Below are 19671 nucleotides of genomic sequence, written 5' to 3'. Positions count from 1 at the left end.
GTAATTGAAGGCGGACCAACAAAAGTCTTTAACCGGGACGCCTATTTTGCGGTTATGAGCTATAGTATTCGGACAATGGAGACGACAATTCCGGTGAAAACTCTTCAGGTGATAACCACCAAGAGTGATGTGGTATATACCTTTAGCTGCGGCACGGATCCGAGTGAATTTTCCGAAACATATCCAATTTTCCGCGTCATTATTGGTAGCCTGTTTGTTGATCCATAGCCAGCCCGGTAGGTTGGGCTGACGCAGGAAGCCCAACGTCGTTCACACCGAATAACGGAACACAAAGGTTGCCGGCCCGACGGAGTGCTTTCCGTGCTCGATTCTCGCGGGGAATGCAAGACGCACAGGCTTCGCAAGCGTATTTTTCGGGCGAGGGTTGAATCTGTTGGGCTTCCTGCGTCAGCCCAACCTACATGAACTTTGGGCGGAATGTCGAGGCGGGTGTTTATGCCGTCGATTGGGGCTGTGGCGGGATGCTGTTCGACGGGATCGGGTATGAGTGAATTCGACAAGGAATGTCGGGTTACGCTGCGCTAACCCGACCTACACCGTGCTACGGCCTCCTGGCCGGGCGAATGGTTGTCCTGGGGTACACACCGCGTGGCGCGGATCGCCATGTCTTCAGTATGAGGAAAGCCAATGAACGCGAACAAGCCCGCATCGCGCGGGTCGATGCTCACGCGGTGAAACCCGAGGAGTATGAGGAACTCCCAGAACTGACCGATGACATGCTCGCCCGCGCCACGGTCAACAAGGGCGGAAGGCCGTTGTCACCAAACCCTCGCAAGCTGATCTCGCTGCGTCTGCCGGTCGACGTGATTGAACGGTGGAAGGCGACAGGCCCTGGCTGGCAAACCCGCATGGCCGAACGCCTCAAGCAAGTGCGGTGAAAAACCGCCAACACTCCTATCGACGAACGGACCCACTGCGGGGCTGCGACCTTCACTGACCGTACCTGACGACGGAACGGTGTTGGTCGGGAGCACAACCTATTGCGCGCCCTGCGGACTGGACTCCGAGGCGACAATCAAAAACCTGCCGAACAATGCGAGCGCAGGGCCCGGCAGGTGTCCTGGAAAGGTCCGATCAGGTCGATTTCTTACGCTGTCCGCGCTGCTTCTCGCCAGTGACGTAGTAGTCACCGCGAGCCGCCAGGGCAGCTTCTTCGGCTTCTTCCGCCGACCAGCTGCCCAGGTTGTAGCCGAACCACGGCTTGCGCAGTTTCAGTTCCGGCAGCCCGAGCTGTTCCCACAACTCAATAGCCCCGTCCATGAACTCCTTGCCCGGCAGGGACACCGGCGGGTAGGCCCAGTCGCGCGTGGCATCGATCAGCAGGCCGGACATGCGCGGTTTTTCGTCGTTGACGCCCAAGCCGCGGCTGGCGCCCGGCGGGGCAATCGACGGGTCCAGCGGCATCAGCGGGATGTCCACCACCTGCACGTCGCGATACGGCTGCATGGCATAGGACAGCGCCCAGTAGATGGCACCCGGGTCCTGGATGTCGACGTCCTCGTCGACCACGATGGCCATCTTGCCGACGAATTTCTTGGACAGGTGCTCAAGGATGCGCTTGCCGTCGCCCTCTTTTTCACGACGGATGCGCACCAGGCACACGCCAAACGAGCCGGAGGTTTCCGGGTAGTGCACTTCGAGCACGTTGTCGAAGCCGCCTGCCTTGAGGTAGTCGTAACAGGCGGCGGTCCAGCCAATGCCGCGGATCTTGGACGATTCGCTGGGCGGAAACTGAGATAGAAATGCCTGATAAATCGGCTTGTTACGCATGGTGATTGCAGTAACTTCCATGAACCACGAGTAGTCACGCGCGGCCATGTAACCGGGGAATTCGCCAAACGGCCCTTCCATCTCCAGCAGGTCGGTGGGTACAAAACCCTCGACCACAATCTGCGCCTGTGCCGGCACCAGCAGGTCGTGGGACACGCACTGGGTCAACTCCATGGCCTGGCCTGCCAACCCACCGGCCACGTCGTATTCGCACACATCGTTTGGCAGCCGGGTCACCGCCGTATAGGAGATGGCCGGCGGCACGCCAATGACGATTGCAGCGGGCATCTTGTCGTGCCCGCGCTCGCGCCACATCTCGATGTGCCGGCGCATTCCATAACCGGGCGAGGCCGGATATACACCGATGCGGTGTTCGGATTTCACCATTCCGCGATAATTTCCGACGTTGTGCATGCCGTTGTCCGGATCCTTGCTGATCCAGTGCGAGGCTGTGGTGTACGGCGCATTGTCGAAACCAGGGGTGGAAATCGGAATGGGCAACCGCGACAGGCAGCGATCCTTGAGGTCGTCGCCGCGCAGAATCTGCTCGTGAACCGGCCCGGTGTCGACGATCTTGGGTGCGATCGGATGCGCCTGCGCGTGATCCCAGCGGCCCGGGATTTCCTCTACCTTGCACTGTAGGCCGAGGGCGTAGATGTCCGACGAGCCGGCCATGGCGCACAGCACCAGTGGCATGTCGTATTTACGGCCCTTGGCGTCGGTGATGTTCTCGAACAGCCAGGCCTTGCGGTCCTTTTCTTCCAGCCCACGGAACTGCAAACGCACCAGCGGATGCATCTGCGTGTCCTTGTTGATCGGCTGGGTGATGCGCTGCAACTTGCCGGCGCGATCGAGCGTATCGATGTATTCGTTCAGGTCTCGGTAGTACTGACCGGACGGCAGGTCGGATGCTGCGGTAGCCATGGGCGTCTCCTCTGGGTTTCGTAATCTTTGTGCGAGCAGCGTAGGCCTTGACCTGCTCGACCGTCAACGGCTTGCGTCCGGGTTCTTTCGTGGCCCGTTCACGGACGCAAGGCAGCTCCCGCCGTGCGCCCAACCGGCAATTATCTTTGCTGCACTATGTTGAGCGCCTTGAGCAGATTCAGGGCTTCATGGACACCGAAGTCAGCCTTGGCAAGCTTGGCACCTTCCTCGTCCACCGCAGGCTTGGCTGCTTTGGCGACATCCTTGGCCGGCTTGCCCTTGCCGTTGGGGTTGTCCAGGTGCCGTGCCAGGTCGCGTTCGCCGAGCGGTTCGAACGATTTCTCGACCGCGGTCAGTTGCACTCGCTCCAGGGGCACGTCGGGCAAAATGCCCTCGGCCTGGATGGAACGTCCCTTGGGCGTGAAGTAGCGGGCTGTGGTCAGCTTCAGGGCGGCATCGTCGCGCACCGGCAGGATGGTCTGGACCGAGCCTTTGCCGAAGGTCTTTTCGCCCATGATGATGGCGCGGCGGTTGTCCTGCAGCGCTCCGGCAACGATTTCGGACGCCGACGCCGAGCCGGCATTGACCAGCACCACGATCGGCACCCCGTCGACGATATCCCCGGCCGTGGCGGAGAACTTCTGCGCCGCTTCCGGACCACGACCTTCGGTATAGACGATCAAGCCATCGCTGATGAAGGCGTCTGACACCGACACCGCCGCTGACAGCACGCCACCGGGATTATTGCGCAGGTCGAGCACCAAGCCTTTGAGTTTGCCTCCGTTCTTGTCTTTCAGTGCATCGACCGCGCTGCGCAGCTTGCGCCCGGTGTTGATCTGGAACTGCGACACGCGAAGATAGCCATAGCCGGCTTCGAGTTGCCGGCTGCGCACGCTGTTGACCTTGATGACCGCGCGCGTGATCTTGATCTCCAGCGGCTTGGACTCGCCCTCCCGCACCACGGTAAGGACGATGGAGGAGCCCGGCGCACCGCGCATCATTTTGACCGCCTCGCCCAGCGACAGGCCCTTCACGGCCGTGTCATCCAGGCGAACCACCAGATCCCCGGCACGGATACCGGCTTTCTGGGCTGGCGTATCGTCGATCGGCGAGATCACCTTGACGAAGCCGTCTTCCATACCGACCTCGATGCCCAGGCCACCGAACTCGCCTGACGTGCCTTCCCGCAGTTCCTGGAACTCCTCTTTCTCCAGGTAGGCGGAATGCGGGTCCAGCCCGCTGAGCATGCCGCGAATTGCGCTTTTGAGCAGGTCGCTGTCGGTCACCGGTTCGACATAATTCTGACGGATGATCCCCAGTACCTCGCTGAACAGGCGTAGTTCCTGCACCGGCAGGTCCATGGTCGGGCCTACTGCGGCGGTCTCGGGACGTTCCGCATGCGCACCATCGCGCATCAGCAACAGGCCAGTAAAAAATCCGATGGCGATCAGGGCAGACGCCTTGAGCAGCTTGCGCATGGGTTCTCCGAAGTGCCGCAGTGCGGCAGACGCGCCCACCAGAGGTGGGTATTTAATCCAGCTAAAAGTATAAAGCCGCGACCGCATCCACGTATTCATGCCTTTGGTACGTAACACGAATTGGCTGCACGACTTGGCATGCTGTGTACAATCGCCCGGATACGCCAGGTTGCGGTCGATGGGCCGAATACTGGCCAGTCACGGCCAGCGCGCAAGGTTAAAACCACGTGCGGATTCTGAAAAAATATCCCAATCGTCGCCTGTACGACACCATGCACAGTTGCTTCGTGGCGCTGGATGACGTCAAACGGTTGGTGCTGACCGGCGAGCCGTTCGAGGTCCACGACTCGAAAACCGGCCAGACCATCACCCGTAGCATCCTGCTACAGATCATTTCAGAACAGGAAACCCAGGCCAACGGTTCGCTGCTGGCCGACGAGGTGCTCCGGCAACTTATCCGCTTTCACGGCGACAGCCTGCACAGCCTGCTTCGCGACTATCTGGAACGCAGCGTGGTGTTGTTCATGGAACAGCAGGGTGCGTTTCATGAACAGTTACGGACCATGCTCAGCGGCCATCCGCTGAACATGGTCACCAGCGATGCGGAGCCGGACGGCGACCTGCCCAGTCTGCTCGTAAGAAAGCGGCCCGGCGATGGTGCCCGCCACAAGAAATGACGGGCACCGCCGCAGCGCCTGCCTGCACCCCGCTTCGTGACTCCGCCAACCCAGAGCCGCTTAGCCACTGGTACGGACTTTTGCGGCAATGCCGCGACTGACATCATGCCGACCTTTCAACCCCCTTCCTGACCCAACCGGAGCACGTACCCGCATGGCCGAACCGCGCAAACCCAGCACCGCTATCTGCACCTACACCAGCGACGCGATTTACGTGCGCGACAAGAGCCTGGTTGACGAACTGATCGGCGAAGTCAGCTTCACGCAAATGATGTTCTTTCAAATCATGGCGCGCATGCCAACGGCAGGCGAAGTCAAAATCGTCGATGCGGTGCTGGTAACGCTGATGGAGCATGGCATCACGCCCAGCGCCATTGCCACGCGCCTGACCCTGATGAGCGCACCGGAATCGCTGCAGGGCGCGGTCGCCGCTGGCTTGCTCGGCGTTGGCGGGCAGTTCCTTGGCACCATGGAGGGGGCCGCCGCGCTGATCGCCGAGATCATCGCGGCGCCCGACCGTGCTGTCGCCGCCGAAGGCATTGCCCGTCGCCATCGGGAGAGCAAAACCCCCCTCCCCGGCTTCGGTCACAACCTGCACCGGCCGGACGACCCACGTACGCCCAAGCTGTTGGCGGTTGCGCACACGGCCGGCGTCAAGGGTGATCACATCGCCGCGCTGCTGGCGCTGGGCGACGCTGTAGACCGTGTCTATGCCAGGCACATCACCATCAATGCCACCGGTGCCATTGCGGCCGTACTGTCGGAGCTCGGCATCCCGGTCGAGGTGATGCGCGGCTTCGCCGTGATTACCCGCGCCGCGGGCCTGGTCGGCCACATCAAGGAAGAGCGCGAGAACCCTGCGGCGCGCGCCATATGGGAACTTGCCGCGCACGAGGTCGAGTACTCCGGCGACGCGGTCAAAGGCGCCCATGATTGACGCCAGCCTCAGTGAGCAACTGGCGGACTGGCAGCTGGCGCGGCGCGAGTCCGGTTTCGCCAGCGCCGATCTGCACGCCGCCCGCTTGCTGGTACTCGACTGGCTGGGTTCGGCCCTGGCCGGGCTGGGGACCGACACCGGTCACATTTTTCTCGAATATGCACGGCTCCAGCCACCCGGGCGGGTAACACTGCTCGGCCTGACAGAAGGCCGCTCCGTGGAAGTGGCGGCACTTTGCAACGGTGCGTTGTCGCACATTGTCGAGATGGACGACGTCGAACGTGAATCGGTCACCCACCCAGGCGCCGTGGTGATACCGGCTGCGCTGGCGGTCGCCGAGCGGGTCGGCGTCAGCGGCCTTGAGTTCCTGGCGGCGGTGGTGGTCGGTTACGAGGTCATGGTGCGTATCGGCGAGGCGGTCGGTGCCGAACACTACGTTCACTTTCATAACACTTCCACGTGCGGTGTTTACGGCGCCGCCGCGGCGGCCGGATGGCTGCTTGGCCTGGATCGCGAGCGCCTGGTGTGGGCCCTGGGCAACGCCGGCACGCAGGCGGCCGGGCTGTGGCAATTCAACGACGATGGCGCCCTGACCAAGCCCCTGCATCCGGGTCGGGCGGCGGCCAACGGTGTGCTGGCAGCCACCTTGTCGCGACTGGGCCTGACCGGCGCGCGCAAAATCCTGGAGGGCGAGCGCGGCTTTTTTGCCGGCCTTGCACCGCAAGGCGATCCACAGCGCGTGGTCGCGCATCTGGGCGAACCGACCGAGTCCCTGCGTATTCACCGGATATCGATCAAACCCCACGCATCCTGTCGCCACACGCATGCGGCGATCGATGCGGCGCTGGCGTTACGCGCGCGGCTGCCGGCGGACGCCGTGATCATCGCGGCGACCGTAGCTACCTACCGGGCCGCGCTGGCCCTGTGCGACAAACCTGATCCCCACACCGTCACGGATGCCAAATTCAGCCTCCAGTACTGCGTGGCGGCGGCGCTGCATCACGGACAGGTCGGCCTGGCCGAGTTTGCCCCGACGGCGCTCGCCGACAGCACGGTGCGCAAACTGTTGCCGGCCATCCAGGTGGCGGTCGATGAGGCCCGCGAGGCAGCCTACCCAGCCTGCTGGTCGGCCGCGGTCAGCCTCACTCTGGCCGATGGCCAAGTCCTCCAGGCATCCCAGGAACAGCCCAGGGGCGATCCCGAAAACCCGCTGACGACGCCGGAACTTGAGGCGAAGTTTCGACTCCTCGCCGACTATGGCAAGGTCGACCGGCAACAGGCGGAACGGCTGCTCGGCTGGCTGCGCGGACTTGAAGCGCCGGTGCCGTTCGATTCCGGACCCTTACGCCAGGTGGCCGGCGGTAACTGATCCACGCGGGGACCTCCCGATGACCGATTACGCCCTGTCCAATGCCTGGCAGCAGGCCCGTCAACGCCTGGCTTTGCTGGAGGCTGAACTCGACCCGGCCACCCGGCGGCACATACTCGACCTTGGCGTGCGACCCGGCTGGCACTGCGCGGAGGTGGGCGCCGGTGGCGGTTCGATCGCCCACTGGCTGTGTCATACCGTGGGTCCGACCGGGCGCGTGCTCGCTATCGATATCGACCCCAGTCTGGTCGCGGTCGATGCACCGCCGGACCTCGAAATCCTGGCCCATGACCTCACCCGTGACGCCCTGCCAGACGGACAGTTCGACCTGGTGCACGCACGCTGGCTGGTGCACCATCTGCCCGATATTGACGACGCGATCGGGCGGCTCATCAACGCACTCAAGCCTGGCGGAGTGCTGTTGCTGGAGGAACCCGATTTTTATCCGGTGCACGCCGGCCAGCGACCGCTATATACACAGTTCATGGACGCACTGACCCGCGCCGTGGTGGCGGCCACCGGCCGCGACTGCTACTGGGCGCGCGATTTGCCGCAGCGCCTGACCGACCTGGGCTTGAGCGATGTCGACGCAGCGGCCGAAGTGGCGGTGCTGCGCGGCGCCGGACCGCTCGCCCAGTTCTATCGATTAAGTGGCCAGCAGGCGCGCGAGCGGGTCGTCGCTGGCGGCTATATGGCCGCCGAGGCATATGATGCCGCCCTGTCGCTGCTGGACGATCCGCGGCTGTGGGCTTTTGGCGCCTGTACGGTAGCGGCCTGGGGCCGACGGCCGCCACTTTGAGAACTGGTCGTTCATGCATTAATCTGGGCGTAAAAAGAGGTTCTACTAGATGACGGTATCCAAATTACCGCTCAGTCGTCGCCGCTTGTTGCAGGGCAGCGCGGCCCTGGCGGCGGGCGCGGGCATGGGTCTGCTTAAACCGGCTGCCGCCGCCGAACCGATGCGCTGGGACGACACGGTGGATGTGCTGGTGGTCGGCGCGGGCGCTGCGGGGGCAAGCGCGGCGCTGACCGCCCAGCGCCTTGGCGCCAAGGTGCTGATCATCGAAAAGGCGCCCTATGCGGGCGGCACGACAATGAAATCGGTCGGCGGCATCTGGGTGCCCAACAACCGCTTCCTGCGTCAGGCGGGCGTGCAGGACACGCGCGAGGATGCCCTGCGTTACATGGTTCGCCTGTCCTACCCGGAGTATTACGACGCCCGACATCCAAGCTACGGCGCGCCAACCGATGGCCTGCATATGATTGCGACTTACTACGATCACGCGGCGCGGGTGCTCGATGGGTGGCAGGACGCCGGAGTGCTGAACCTGAGCAACGAGTTTGCGCCGGGCGTCCAGATGCCCGATTACTACGCCCATCTGCCGCAAAACAAGGTGCCCAGTGGCCGCGCCCTGGTGCCGATGACCCCGGACGGCAAAGTCGGCAACGGCGCCGAGCTGGTGCGCCAGTTCCGCGCTGCGCTGGATGCGGCGGGCATACCCATCCAAACCGGGCTGAGGGCTCACCGCCTGATCATGGAGGCCGGCCATGTGGCGGGCCTGGCGGTCACCAGCGGTGAGGGCAAGACCCTGCACCTGCGCGCCCGGCGCGGGGTGATTTTCGCCAGCGGCGGCTTTACTCATAACCCGCGGATGCGCCGCGACTTCCTCAAGGGCCCGGTCTTCGGGGGCTGCGCGCAACCGGCCTCGGAGGGCGATTTCATCACCATCGCCGGCGAAGTCGGTGCCCAGCTGGGCAATATGAGTAACGCCTGGTGGTGCCAGATCCCGCTGGACCAGGCGCTGGACAGTCCGAGTGTCCCGACCGGCATCTGGTGCACACCGGGCGACGCCATGGTGCAGGTCAACCGCTTCGGGCGCCGCTTCCTCAACGAGAAGTTTGTTTACAACGAACGCACGCAGGTGCATTTTCAATGGGACCCGGTGGCGGCCGAGTATCCCAACCTGCTGTCCTTCATGATCTACGACGCCCGCACCGCGACAGAATTTGCCGGATACGCGCCAATCCCGCCGATCGGCCCGCTGCCGCCCCATGTCCACACCGCGGACACCCTGGATGAGCTGGCCAGCCGGTTGGCGGCGCACTTGCAGAAATTGACCCCGCACACCGGCGGCGTGCGCCTGGCGGACGATTTCCTGCCGCAGCTGAAGGCCAGCGTGGCGCGCTTCAACGAACAGGCACAAACCGGCAAGGATTTGGACTTCAAACGCGGACAGACGCCCATCGAGCCATTCTTTCACCAGTTCGGTCCGCAGCCGGTGCTGAATAATCCGCACCCGAACCCGACCATGCATCCCCTGGCCGACCACGGCCCGTACTACGCGGTGATTCTGGTCGCCGGCACGCTGGACACCAAGGGCGGACCGCGTATCGACGAACACGCGCGGATACTGGATGTCCGGAATCGACCCATTCCTGGTCTCTATGGGGCCGGCAACTGCGTTGCTTCCCCGACTGGACCTGCCTATTGGGCCGGCGGCGCCACCCTGGGTCCGGCCATTACCTTTGGCGCTCTGGCAGCGGAACACAGCATGCGCAACACAGACAGCAACGCCGCCGAAACAACGTGACGCTACCGCTGGGCAAGTTCGAGCGCTTCGGCATGGTGGTCGCGGATCTGGAGCCGGCGATGACGGCTTTCGCCCGAATATTCGGCATCCGCCAGTTCGATTTGTGCGAACTTTCCGGCCGACGGGCGGCCCTGGGAGGCTTCGGCAGCCTGCGCCTGGAGCTGCTTGAGGGTACGCCCGGAACGGATGTCTGCGGCGAGTTCTTCGGGCGCCGCGGCCAGGGCATGAGCCATGCGGTTTTCCTGCCGGACGAGGACGACCACACCGTACTGCTGGAACGTGCCGAAGCGCTCGATGTGGCGGTCGAGGCCGACAAGGATCGCCTCACCTTCGCGACACGCGGCCAGCTTGGCGGACTCGCGCTGGTGGCGCAGCTCACACCTGAAGTGTTTACCGACCGGCGTCGGTTCTCCTACTCGGCGCTGCTGCCACCGCAGAAGCTCTACCATTTCGGTGCCGTGGTGCGCGACCGCGAAACCGCGATAGCCGCTTATCAGCGCCTGCTGGGCATCGACGATTTCCTGCGCATGGAATTGCACACCGGCCAGGGCCTGATGGCATGGCTGGATGGAAAGCAGGTGGAGCATCACGCGCAGACCGCATTCGGGCGCATCGGCAACTTTGCCTGCGAGCTGATGCAGCCCGGCGAAGGCGATGGCATGTATCAACGCTTCCTGGCCGCCCATGGCGAGGGTCCGCAACATTACTTCCCGACCATCCTCACGCCGGCCGACTTTGCCGCGGTGCGGGCCGGGTGTGCGGCGGCTGGGCTGAATGTCCGCTTCGAGGGCGCCTTCGGCGACGCCATGCGCTACTACTATCTGGACAGCGCGCCCTTGTTTGGCATGTGCATCGAGATCATCGTTGCGCAGCGACCGGACTGGTGGCAGTCGCTTGGCATGAGCGCGCAGGACGCCTGGCGCGTGGGCCTGAACGTGTGATCCGATGGATCGCGCGCGGATCCCGGCCAAGGCCGGACATCGCGTTTACACAAAGCTGTCGTAATGGATGCGGTCTGGCGGAACCTTCAACTCGCCGCCCAGCATCTGCATGACGGCGTTGATCATCACCGGTGGACCGCAGGTATAAAACTCGCACTCCTGCAACTGGTCGGTCGGGATGCGTGCCTTGACCTGTTCATGAATGAATCCGACGTCGCCGGTCCAGCCACCCGCGGCGGCCTCCTGGGCATCCGATAGCGCCGGCAGGAACTCGATGCGATCGCCAAACCCCGCCAGGGCCTGCAACTCCGCCTCACCGCACAGATCACGCGGACCGCGGGCGCCATAAAAGAATTTCAGCTTCACGCCGTCCATGCTTGGGTCCGCCACCATGCCACGGGCAATCGACAGCATCGGCGCCAGACCGGACCCGCCGCCGATGCACACCACCGTGCGCCTGACCTCGGTGCGCAGGTAGGCGAGCCCGTAGGGGCCGTCGACCTGTACCTGCTCGCCCACCTGCAGGTCAAACAGCGCGCCAGTGCCGGCGCCGTTGGGGACCTTGCGGATGATGAAGTCCCACAGCCCATCCGCGTTGCGGATATTGGACATCGAATAAGCACGCGGCCCGGCCACCCCCGGCAGATATAACAAGGCGTACTGCCCGGGACGAAAACCGGCGGCCTGGCTGTCCTTGACGGTGAATTCCCGAATGTCGTGCGTCAGATCGCGCACCGCGATCAACTCGCCGGAAAACCGCCGTGGCGGGTCGGTGGGGACAAAGCTTTCGTCGATGATCATGGGCTTGATCAGGCAATCGCCCAGCGGCACGCACTGGCAACCCAGCATCCGCCCGCGCTGGCGATCACGCGGATTAAGACCCGGCGCTTCCTCCCATAGGTTATGCACCTCGCCCTCTATCAGCTCGAACTTGCAGGTGCCGCAGCTACCGACGTTACATTCGTAGGACAGGCCAACGCCGGCCCGCAGTCCCGAACGCAGCACGGTGTCGTCGTCGGCGCAGGAATACTCGGCGCCGGACTGCTGCACACGGATGGAAAACGCCTTGCTCATGGGACTACCTGTGGTTCGACTCTGAAGGGATGGAACGGGATTCTAACCAAGCTGCCGTTCTGGATCGACGAGCGTACGCCACAGGCAGCGCCCGTCGCTGGCTTTGTCGATGCCTTCCAGGTACGCAGCGTGCGCCGCCAGCTCCTGGGCGCTGGGCGCGATCACCCGCAATGCGGGCCGGTCGCCGCGCACATGTGGCGTCGGCGCCATGCCCTCGCCGGTCTGACCGGCGCTGTCCTCGCCCAGCAGAAGATTGACCTGGCCGCCGGTCATGGCCAGGTACACATCGGCCAGAATCTGCGCGTCCAGCAGCGCGCCATGCAGGCTGCGGCCCGAATTATCGACCCCATAGCGGCGGCACAGGGCGTCCAGCGAATTGCGCTGGCCTGGGTGCAGGCGCCGCGCCAGGGCCAGCGTGTCGAGCACGCTGCACACGGTGGCGATGCTCGGGCAGTCCGACCGGTCCAGCCGCGCCAGCTCGGCGTTCAGAAAGCCGACGTCGAAAGAGGCGTTATGGATAACCAGTTCAGCACCGCCGACGAACTCCAGAAACTCCCGCGCCACATCCGCAAACCGCGGCTTGTCGGCCAGGAATTCCGCGCTGATGCCATGCACTTCCTCGGCGCCGGCATCGATATCGCGGTCCGGTTGCAGGTAATGATGAAAATGCCGGCCGGTTGGACGCCGGTTGTGCAGCTCGATAGCACCAATCTCGATGATGCGATGACCCTCGCTGGGCACCAGCCCGGTGGTCTCGGTATCCAGAACGATCTGTCTCATCCGGCGCTGCGCTCGTCCGCCTCGGCAGGCTGTGCCGGCAGTTCATCGATGCCGCGATTGGCCAGCGCATCGGCGCGTTCGTTGCCCGGGTGGCCGGTATGCCCACGCACCCAGGTCCACTCAACCTGATGCGGCTCGAGCAGGCGGTCCAGACGCTGCCACAAATCCTGGTTCTTGACCGGCTTGCCATCGGCGGTGCGCCAGCCGCGACGCTTCCAGCCGGCCAGCCACTGGGTCATGCCGTGCATCACGTACTGGGAATCGGTCACGATCCGCAGCCGGCTCGGCCGTTGCAGGACTTCCGCCGCGCAGATGACCGCGGTCAGCTCCATGCGATTGTTCGTGGTATGGGCCTCGCCGCCCCACAGCTCGCGCTCGTGCTCGCCGTAGCACAGCAAGGCCCCCCAGCCACCGGGGCCGGGATTACCGCGACAGGCGCCATCGGCAAAAATCTCCACCAGGGCGCTCACGCGGCCACCCGCCACGACGGTTCGCGCAGCGGGCGCCGCCCATAAACCGACGGCTGTTGCCACATCAGGCGCAGCGTCGGCGCGGCCAAACGACGCTTGCTGGCCGCCAGGCAGTACACACCACCGGCCCGCGGCAGCAACCGCGACCCCAGACGCTCCATCACCCCGGTGCGGTTCAACACCCAATGCCGGGCCAGCGGCGGGCGAAAGAACGCCGTGGTCACCTCCTCCACCTGCATGGGCAAGCGCGACAACTGTTGGCGCAGCTCGCTTACCGAGCGCAAATGCTGCGGCCACCAGTGACGCGACTGACTGCCGAAACGCTCCGCCAGGCCCCGCAATCCACACAGGCTCCATGGATTGAAACCGGCAATCAGCAGGCGCCCGGACGGCATCAGTACCCGCTCGGCCTCGGCCAGCAGCGGCGCCGGGTCGTCCACCTGCTCCAGTATATGCAGCAGGATGACCACAGCAGCGCAGTCGCTGGCGATCGGCCAGGCCGTCAGATCCCCACGCAAGCCTGGGGCCACCATGGGAGCATTCGGCCCGGCCAGCATCAGCGACCAGGCGCGGTCAGAGCGAACGTCAAGATTCAGCAGCGGCCAGTAGCCGGGCACCTGCACCACCGTGCCTTGCAGGCCAGGCGGCAACAGGGCGCGCACCTGTGCCTGCTCGACCTGTGCCAGCTCGGCAGTCAGCGGATCGAATACAGGGGTGGTGGCGGACAAGGGACCGGACATGGCTCCGTTCGTATCGGGCGACGATGCAACTGAAGTAAGGGTGAGATTGTATGGCAGGCGCGCGCTAGCGCCTCAAGCCACGAGAAAACCCCAACGGGCGCTGCGCCTGTTGGTGGTCCCCAGTCGGACCACAAGCCCTGCACCATGCCCTATCGCGACCGACCACACCGGCACACAGGCCGGGCAGGCCGCGAGGGTCCCACGGCCCGCCGTGAGGCGGCTTATACGTTCCCGACCGGGGCGTTCGAAACCGGCGCCGCTTGCGTGTCTTGCCCAACTCGGCCCGCGAGCGCCGCGAGCAGCAGATCCACCTCGCGCGCCAGTTCGCCGGCCAGGAACCCGGTACGCGCTTCGCCGGAGCGGGCGCAGACCTCGACCTCACGCGCCAAGGCTGCCACGTCCCGGGCCATCAGGTTGCCAGCCAGTCCCTTAAGCGCATGGGCGGAAAACGCAATCGCATCCAGATCCTGCGCATCGGCCGCCTGGCGTAACTCGGCCGAGGTCGTTTGGTGGCTGTCCAGCACCACAGAAACGAGCTGCGAAACGAAGGCCTGACGGCCACCATAACGCGCCAGCAGGGCTGGCCAGTCGATCGGCCCGGACGCTGCATCAGCTGCATCAGATGTATCAGCGCTGTCGGCGGAGCGACTCAGGGTCCAGGATTTGCCCCCCCCTGCATACCGCAAGATGACCGACACCAACTCATCGACATCGATGGGCTTGGCGACATGCTCAACCATGCCGGCCTCAAGACAGCGCTCGCGCGCCTCGGCCATAACGTGGGCGGTCAGTCCGATGACCGGCAGCCAGGGCGCAAGCCGGTGCAGGTGTGCGGTTGCCTCGTAGCCGTCCATCACCGGCATCTGCACATCCATGAGCACCGCGTCGAAGCTGTCCACGCCGGCTTCCTGCAAGCGATCCAGCGCCTGCTGTCCGTCTTCGGCAAACACCACCTGTGCGCCTTCATGGGTTAGCAAATCGTCCAACACCAGGCGGTTCACTTCCACGTCCTCGGCGGCCAGCAGGCGCAGGCCGGCCAGCCGACGCTGTGCCAGCGCCGCGGGTGCAAACCGGGAATCCCGCTTGGCGGAGCCGGCCTCGGCCTCAGGCAAGGGCAGGCTCAGAGTGAAGCTGCTGCCTACGCCAGGCGCGCTTTCTACCGTGATCTCGCCACCCATTTGCTCGGCGAGACTGCGGCTGATGGCCAGGCCCAGGCCAGTGCCGCCAAAACGGCGGGTGGTGGAGCTGTCCGCCTGTTCGAAGGGCTGGAACAGACGCGCGAGCTCCTCGGCTGTCATGCCGATGCCGGTGTCGGTCACCTTGAAATTGAGCCGCTCTGCGTGACGTGAAACTTGCAGGCACACCTCCCCGGCAACGGTGAATTTCACGGCGTTGCCCAGCAGGTTGACCAGTATCTGGCGCAGCCGCAGGGCATCGCCGGTAACCCACTGCGGCAGGTCCGGGGCAAGCTCAATGCTCAGCGTCAGGCCCTTGGCCTCGGCGCGCTCCCGGATCAGGCTGTTCAGATGGTCGACGGCGCCGACCAGCGCGAAGGAATCGGTTTCGAGCGCAAGCCGCCCGGCCTCGATTCTGGAGTAATCAAGAATGTCGTTGATGACATCCAGGAGGTGCTCGCCGGCCGTGCCGATGCGCGCGAAGGTCGCGTGCGAATCCCGCCCGGCGCTGTCGCGGGCGCCGATTCGCGCCAGCCCCAGGACGGCATTCATCGGCGTGCGGATCTCGTGACTCATGTTGGCCAGGAACTCGCTCTTGACCCGGGTGAGGCGCTGGGCCTCATCGCGTGCCGCCTCCAGCTCCGCGGTGCGGGTTTGCACCAACTCCTCCAGATGGTTTCGGTGCTGCTCCAGTTCCAGCTCCAGAGTCCTGCGCTCGGTAATGTCCTGGACCGTCCCGACCATGCCTATGGCCGTACCGTCGGCATCCGTTTCCAGCATGCCCCGACCGGACAGCATCCGCACCTGGCCATCCGGGTGGGTGACGCGAAACTCCACATCCGCAGGCTCCTGTTTAGCAAAACAGGCCTCGAGCCAGGCCCTCATCAAAGGACGATCCTCGGCCTGAACAAGCGCCATAACGGCCTCTGGCTCGGGAACGAACTGCTCCGGCGAAACCCCATAGAGGCGGTAGGTTTCGTCGCTCCAGACGATGGTCCGGGTGTCCAGTCGCCGTGACCAGCTGCCGACCTGGGCGATCCGTTGCGCTTCGGAAAGCGCCTGCTGCTTTTCGAGCAGGGCAGCTTGTCCCCGCTTGCGGCTGCTGATGTCGCTGGAAACTCCCAGCAGGGAAATGCCGCCGGTCGTCTCATCGTGCAAGGGCACGGCATGGGTCTCCAACCAGCGACGGGTGCCCTTCAGACCGACGATCTCGAATTCCAGGTTGCCGCTTTCACCCGCCAGCACCCGCGCGGTGAGGGCATTGAACGCGTACCGGTGCTCAGGAACGATCAGGCTGTCCACCCTCTGGCCGATGACCTGCGCCGGATCAGCGTCGGCCTCGATCATGGCCAGGCCGGCCGGGTTCATTTGCTCGAGCCTGCCGTCGGGGCCGATGATCTTCACGCATTCCGGTTCGGCATCCAGGATGGCGCGCAGGCGCGCTTCGCTTGCGCGCAACTGAACCTCGGCCTGCCAGCGCGCCGTGACGTCCCGGGACATGCCGCGATAACCCAGCACTGCGCCGTCCGGCCCGCGGATGGACGCCACGGCGGTCTCCAGAAACACCATCCGGCCATCGCGGTGCGGCATCGCGTAATGGAGGTGGGGCGGCAGCTGGCCAGTCGGGGCGCTCGCCACAAACAGTTCGCCGATACGCGCGCCGTCGGCCTCGACCATCAACTCAAACGGGCGGCGACCAATCAGCTGTTCCGGCGCATAGCCCAGCATGGCGTGTACCTGCGGGCTGTTGTATGTGAACACGCCAATGGTGTCCAACTCCCAGAGCCAGTCGGGCGTGGTCTCCACCAGCGCTCGAAAGCGCGCCTCACTTTCCTGTAGCCGCGCCTCGGCCTGCTTGCGCTCGGTGATGTCGATGGCCGACGCTACCAGGTGCGTGACCTGCTCAGCTTCATCGAACACGGGTACGATCCGGAAATCGACCGCCATTTCCCGCCCGTCGGCCACTCGGGTGACCATGTCCCTGCGCACCACCTCGCCCGCGGCGGCGCGGCGAACGGCCTCGCGCCCCATCTCGCGCATCTCGATCGAATGAGCCCACCAGGGGGCGTCCCAGAAGGGCTTGCCAATGACGTCTGCGGGCGTTATCCCGGCAATCTCGTAGGCATAGGCGTTTGCCAGAATCACGGTGCCGTCCGGCGTGGCAATACCGGCGAACTGGCCCAGGTTGTCCAGCACCTTGGCCAGTTGAGCCTCGCTGTCGGCCTGTGTCTGCCGCGCGGCGCGGCGGCTGTTCAGCATGTGATTGAACTCGGTCGCAAGAATGCCGATCTCGCCGCCGGCACGGGCATTCACCTGGGCGCCTGTCTCCCCCGCTGCTATCTGGCGTGCCACGTTGGTCATTTCGCGCAGCGGAAATAGGAACCGGCGCTCGAAGACCAGCCAGCCAATCACGAGCGCCGCCAGGGCGACACCAAAACTCGCAACACTTATGAAAAGCGTCCACCGCGCCTGGGCATAGGCGGCGGAGGTGGGAATCGAGGCCGTAAACCAGGCGCCGGTCTGGCCGTTCCAACTCACGGGCGCCGCCGAGTGAATGCGCTCCTCCCCATCCAGACCCGACTCCACGAACAGCACGGTGCCCGGCTCACCCGCCAGATGGCCTGCCAATTTGGCAGGAAGCGGGCGTCCGGCCGACTGGTTGGGATCCGGATCGCGCACCAGTACTTTGGCATTCCGTTCGACCAGCCCGACCGACGCTCCCGGCGGCAAAGCCCCACCGACAGCGCCTAGGCTCAGCCAGCGCAGATCGAGCGCAGCATGCAGGAGGGCCACGACCTGGCCGGCATCGTCAAGCACGGGGGTCATGACGGATAAGTTGTACTGCCGGAGGGTCTCGTCGTAGACGTAGCCCAGAACCTGGAAGCGGCCCGCCTGCACCGCGTCGCGGAAGGCCGGAAGGTGCGCCATGTTCACCGGTCTGGACAGCGGTTCGGCGCTGCACCGGGTATCGCCGTTGAGGGCGAATACGCTCAGGTTCTGATAGGGCGACGATCCCGGGCCGCCGCGCATCTGCGCCAGCAATCTGCCGCAGGCACGGGTATTGGCGCCACGCAGCTCCGGTACCCGCGCCAGACTCCCCAAAAACCGGCGCGCGGCATCGATGTCCCGCTCCTGGCGCGCGGCGAGTCGGCGGGCCAGTTCAAGCGAATCACCGCGTGCCGACGCTTTTACATTCTCGAACTGTGTCCAGCCGTTGTAGGTACCCAGTCCCACCAGCGGCAGTAGTGCCGCCGTCAGCAGCAAAGCCAGGCGCGCGCGCAGACCGATGCCCGGGGTCATGATGCCCGCGGGCGGACGCCCGGCGCGGCCCTGAGCGGGCTAATCCGCGTCATCACGGTATTGGTTCGCAATGGCGCGAAAGGTTTCTGCCATATCCCGCACGGCATCCACCACGTCCGGGTCGAAATGGCGGCCGCGCTCGGCCAGGATCATGTCGATGGCCTGTTGGTGGGGGAAGGCTTCCTTGTAAACGCGCTTGGAGATAAGCGCGTCGTAGACGTCCGCCACCGCCATCAGCCGCGCCGAGATGGGGATGGCGTCCCCGGCCAGGCCCTGGGGATAACCGCTGCCATCCCATTTTTCGTGATGGCCGTGGATGATCTCGCGCGCATAGCGCAGGAACGCGCCACCCCGCTCGGCCATTTTGGCTTCGGCCGGCGCGATGGCCTCGTGGCCATGCGCCACGTGCAGTTTCATGATTTCCCATTCCTGCGGCGTGTGCTTGCCCGGCTTGTGCAGTACGGCGTCCGGCACCGCCACCTTGCCGATGTCATGCAGCGGCGCCGAGCGGAACATCAGGTCGATGGATTCGTCGTTCAGTTCGTGGCGAAACCGGGGGTGGTCGCGCAGGCGCTCGGCCAGCGCCCGGACGTAGTTCTGGGTGCGCAGGATATGGCTGCCGGTTTCGTTGTCGCGGGCCTCGGCCAGGGCGCACAGGGCGGTGATGATCGCCTCCTGGGACGCCACCACCTCCTGCTCGCGCCGCACCAGTTCATCGGCCTGGGCCAGGAGCTCGAAAGTACGGTCGGCAACCAGCCGCTCCAGGTTCTGATTGCGATCGCTCAGCAAGCGCCGCGCCTGGGCCAGTTTCAGGTGGCTGTTGACCCGCGCCAGTACCACCGGTGGCGAGTAGGGCTTGGAAATGAAATCCTCGGCCCCGAGCGACAGCCCGTACTGCTCGTCGGCGGCGCTGTCCAGGCTGGTCAGAAACAACACCGGAATGTCGCTCAGTGCCGGATCCGCCTTGATCCGCTGACACACTTCGAAGCCGTCCAGCCCAGGCATCACCACGTCCAGCAGCACCATGTCCGGTCGCCGGCCGCCATCCAGATAGGCCAGCGCCTGCTCGCCGTCGGCGGCGGCGCGCACCGTGTATGTCCCGCTCAGCAAATCGGCGAGGATCAGCAGGTTGTCCTGCTGATCGTCGACAATCAGGATGTGACCCTCAGGTTCTGCGTCCAACTGCAATCTCCTCAGTCGGTGGGGGAGCGACGCCGGTAAGCGTATCTTCTGCGCGGCAGAAGGGGGATTCACCAATCCCTTTATACGCTGCTACACCCGGGATGCATCTGTAGCTGCGAATATCTGCGTTGCCGGCCGAAAACTTTAAGAAGCGCGTTCTCTAGTCCGACGTGCAGCATCGGGTTAATGAACTGAAGCTTAAGGGACTATGGGCACCCGCCCCCGCCGGGGCGCGACCATGG

At 64.6% G+C, this 19671-nt stretch carries 16 protein-coding genes; 8 read left to right on the top strand and 8 right to left on the bottom strand.

All coding sequences use genetic code 11. The features are described from left to right. Positions 1-228 (top strand): hypothetical protein (locus ABZF37_RS08875; protein WP_372718990.1); only part of this gene is annotated, 228 nt, incomplete at its 5' end. A gap of 356 nt (positions 229-584) precedes the next feature. Continuing rightward, positions 585-899, top strand: a complete 315-nt coding sequence (locus tag ABZF37_RS08870) for a BrnA antitoxin family protein (protein ID WP_372718988.1) — start codon at positions 585-587, stop codon at positions 897-899. A 196-nt stretch (positions 900-1095) separates the two neighbouring features. Here ABZF37_RS08870 and ABZF37_RS08865 read toward each other — a convergent pair whose 3' ends face one another. Together ABZF37_RS08865 and ABZF37_RS08860 are read right to left on the bottom strand one after the other, a co-directional pair. Then, positions 1096-2715 carry a UbiD family decarboxylase gene (locus ABZF37_RS08865; protein ID WP_372718986.1) on the bottom strand — a complete coding sequence of 540 codons (1620 nt, stop codon included), beginning with the start codon at positions 2713-2715 and terminating at the stop codon, positions 1096-1098. A 140-nt stretch (positions 2716-2855) separates the two neighbouring features. Further along, positions 2856-4193, bottom strand: a complete 1338-nt coding sequence (locus ABZF37_RS08860) for a S41 family peptidase (protein ID WP_372718983.1) — start codon at positions 4191-4193, stop codon at positions 2856-2858. 227 nt (positions 4194-4420) lie between these two features. On the opposite strand from ABZF37_RS08860, the gene phaR reads away from it, so the two are divergent. The 6 genes from phaR (at position 4421) to ABZF37_RS08830 (ending at position 10708) form a co-directional block, all read left to right on the top strand. Beyond that, the gene (gene phaR, locus ABZF37_RS08855) at positions 4421-4870 is read left to right on the top strand and encodes a polyhydroxyalkanoate synthesis repressor PhaR (protein WP_372718981.1); all 450 of its coding nucleotides are present in this window, start codon (positions 4421-4423) and stop codon (positions 4868-4870) included. 154 nt (positions 4871-5024) lie between these two features. Continuing rightward, entirely contained in the window at positions 5025-5807 is a 783-nt protein-coding gene (locus ABZF37_RS08850) for a citryl-CoA lyase (protein ID WP_372718979.1), read from the top strand. Next, on the top strand, positions 5800-7176 hold the full coding sequence (locus ABZF37_RS08845; RefSeq protein WP_372718977.1) for an MmgE/PrpD family protein: 1377 nt from the start codon (positions 5800-5802) through the stop codon (positions 7174-7176). The genes ABZF37_RS08850 and ABZF37_RS08845 overlap by 8 nt, the downstream gene beginning before the upstream one ends. Positions 7177-7195: 19 nt before the next feature. Next, a complete protein-coding gene (locus ABZF37_RS08840; protein WP_372718975.1) occupies positions 7196-7975 on the top strand; it encodes a class I SAM-dependent methyltransferase in 780 nt (259 codons plus the stop codon). 49 nt (positions 7976-8024) lie between these two features. Next, entirely contained in the window at positions 8025-9767 is a 1743-nt protein-coding gene (locus tag ABZF37_RS08835) for an FAD-dependent oxidoreductase (RefSeq protein WP_372718973.1), read from the top strand. Beyond that, a complete protein-coding gene (locus tag ABZF37_RS08830; protein WP_372718971.1) occupies positions 9764-10708 on the top strand; it encodes a VOC family protein in 945 nt (314 codons plus the stop codon). Before ABZF37_RS08835 ends, ABZF37_RS08830 begins: the two co-directional genes overlap by 4 nt. Positions 10709-10753: 45 nt before the next feature. Here the strand turns inward: ABZF37_RS08830 and ABZF37_RS08825 are convergent, their stop codons facing one another. The 6 genes from ABZF37_RS08825 to ABZF37_RS08800 form a co-directional block, all read right to left on the bottom strand. Continuing rightward, positions 10754-11782: a 2Fe-2S iron-sulfur cluster-binding protein gene (locus tag ABZF37_RS08825; RefSeq protein ID WP_372718969.1), complete on the bottom strand. Its 1029-nt coding sequence runs from the start codon at positions 11780-11782 to the stop codon at positions 10754-10756. A 42-nt stretch (positions 11783-11824) separates the two neighbouring features. Further along, positions 11825-12562 (bottom strand): DNA polymerase III subunit epsilon, encoded by a 738-nt coding sequence (dnaQ, locus tag ABZF37_RS08820; protein WP_372718967.1) that lies wholly within the window; start codon positions 12560-12562, stop codon positions 11825-11827. Next, the gene (gene rnhA, locus ABZF37_RS08815; RefSeq protein WP_372718965.1) at positions 12559-13032 is read right to left on the bottom strand and encodes a ribonuclease HI; all 474 of its coding nucleotides are present in this window, start codon (positions 13030-13032) and stop codon (positions 12559-12561) included. The genes dnaQ and rnhA overlap by 4 nt, the downstream gene beginning before the upstream one ends. Then, entirely contained in the window at positions 13029-13772 is a 744-nt protein-coding gene (locus ABZF37_RS08810; protein WP_372718963.1) for a class I SAM-dependent methyltransferase, read from the bottom strand. Before ABZF37_RS08810 ends, rnhA begins: the two co-directional genes overlap by 4 nt. Before the next feature lie 221 nt (positions 13773-13993). Then, on the bottom strand, positions 13994-18247 hold the full coding sequence (locus tag ABZF37_RS08805; protein WP_372718962.1) for a PAS domain S-box protein: 4254 nt from the start codon (positions 18245-18247) through the stop codon (positions 13994-13996). 39 nt (positions 18248-18286) lie between these two features. Next, entirely contained in the window at positions 18287-19429 is a 1143-nt protein-coding gene (locus ABZF37_RS08800; protein ID WP_372718960.1) for an HD domain-containing phosphohydrolase, read from the bottom strand. Between the last annotated feature and the right edge of the window lie 242 nt (positions 19430-19671).

It is taken from the genome of Immundisolibacter sp. (assembly GCF_041601295.1).
Taxonomy (GTDB): domain Bacteria; phylum Pseudomonadota; class Gammaproteobacteria; order Immundisolibacterales; family Immundisolibacteraceae; genus Immundisolibacter.
The sequence above is the reverse complement of the archived record's forward strand: the minus strand, read 5'-3'. Positions and strand labels throughout refer to the sequence as shown.

Coding starts and splice junctions, on each gene's coding strand:
- ABZF37_RS08845 (WP_372718977.1), top strand. CDS start 5,800: ATGATTGACGCCAGCCTCAGTGAGCAACTGGCGGACTGGCAGCTGGCG.
- ABZF37_RS08865 (WP_372718986.1), bottom strand. CDS start 2,715: ATGGCTACCGCAGCATCCGACCTGCCGTCCGGTCAGTACTACCGAGAC.
- ABZF37_RS08825 (WP_372718969.1), bottom strand. CDS start 11,782: ATGAGCAAGGCGTTTTCCATCCGTGTGCAGCAGTCCGGCGCCGAGTAT.
- ABZF37_RS08835 (WP_372718973.1), top strand. CDS start 8,025: ATGACGGTATCCAAATTACCGCTCAGTCGTCGCCGCTTGTTGCAGGGC.
- ABZF37_RS08850 (WP_372718979.1), top strand. CDS start 5,025: ATGGCCGAACCGCGCAAACCCAGCACCGCTATCTGCACCTACACCAGC.
- ABZF37_RS08805 (WP_372718962.1), bottom strand. CDS start 18,247: ATGACCCCGGGCATCGGTCTGCGCGCGCGCCTGGCTTTGCTGCTGACG.
- ABZF37_RS08870 (WP_372718988.1), top strand. CDS start 585: ATGGTTGTCCTGGGGTACACACCGCGTGGCGCGGATCGCCATGTCTTC.
- dnaQ (WP_372718967.1), bottom strand. CDS start 12,562: ATGAGACAGATCGTTCTGGATACCGAGACCACCGGGCTGGTGCCCAGC.
- ABZF37_RS08810 (WP_372718963.1), bottom strand. CDS start 13,772: ATGTCCGGTCCCTTGTCCGCCACCACCCCTGTATTCGATCCGCTGACT.
- ABZF37_RS08840 (WP_372718975.1), top strand. CDS start 7,196: ATGACCGATTACGCCCTGTCCAATGCCTGGCAGCAGGCCCGTCAACGC.
- ABZF37_RS08860 (WP_372718983.1), bottom strand. CDS start 4,193: ATGCGCAAGCTGCTCAAGGCGTCTGCCCTGATCGCCATCGGATTTTTT.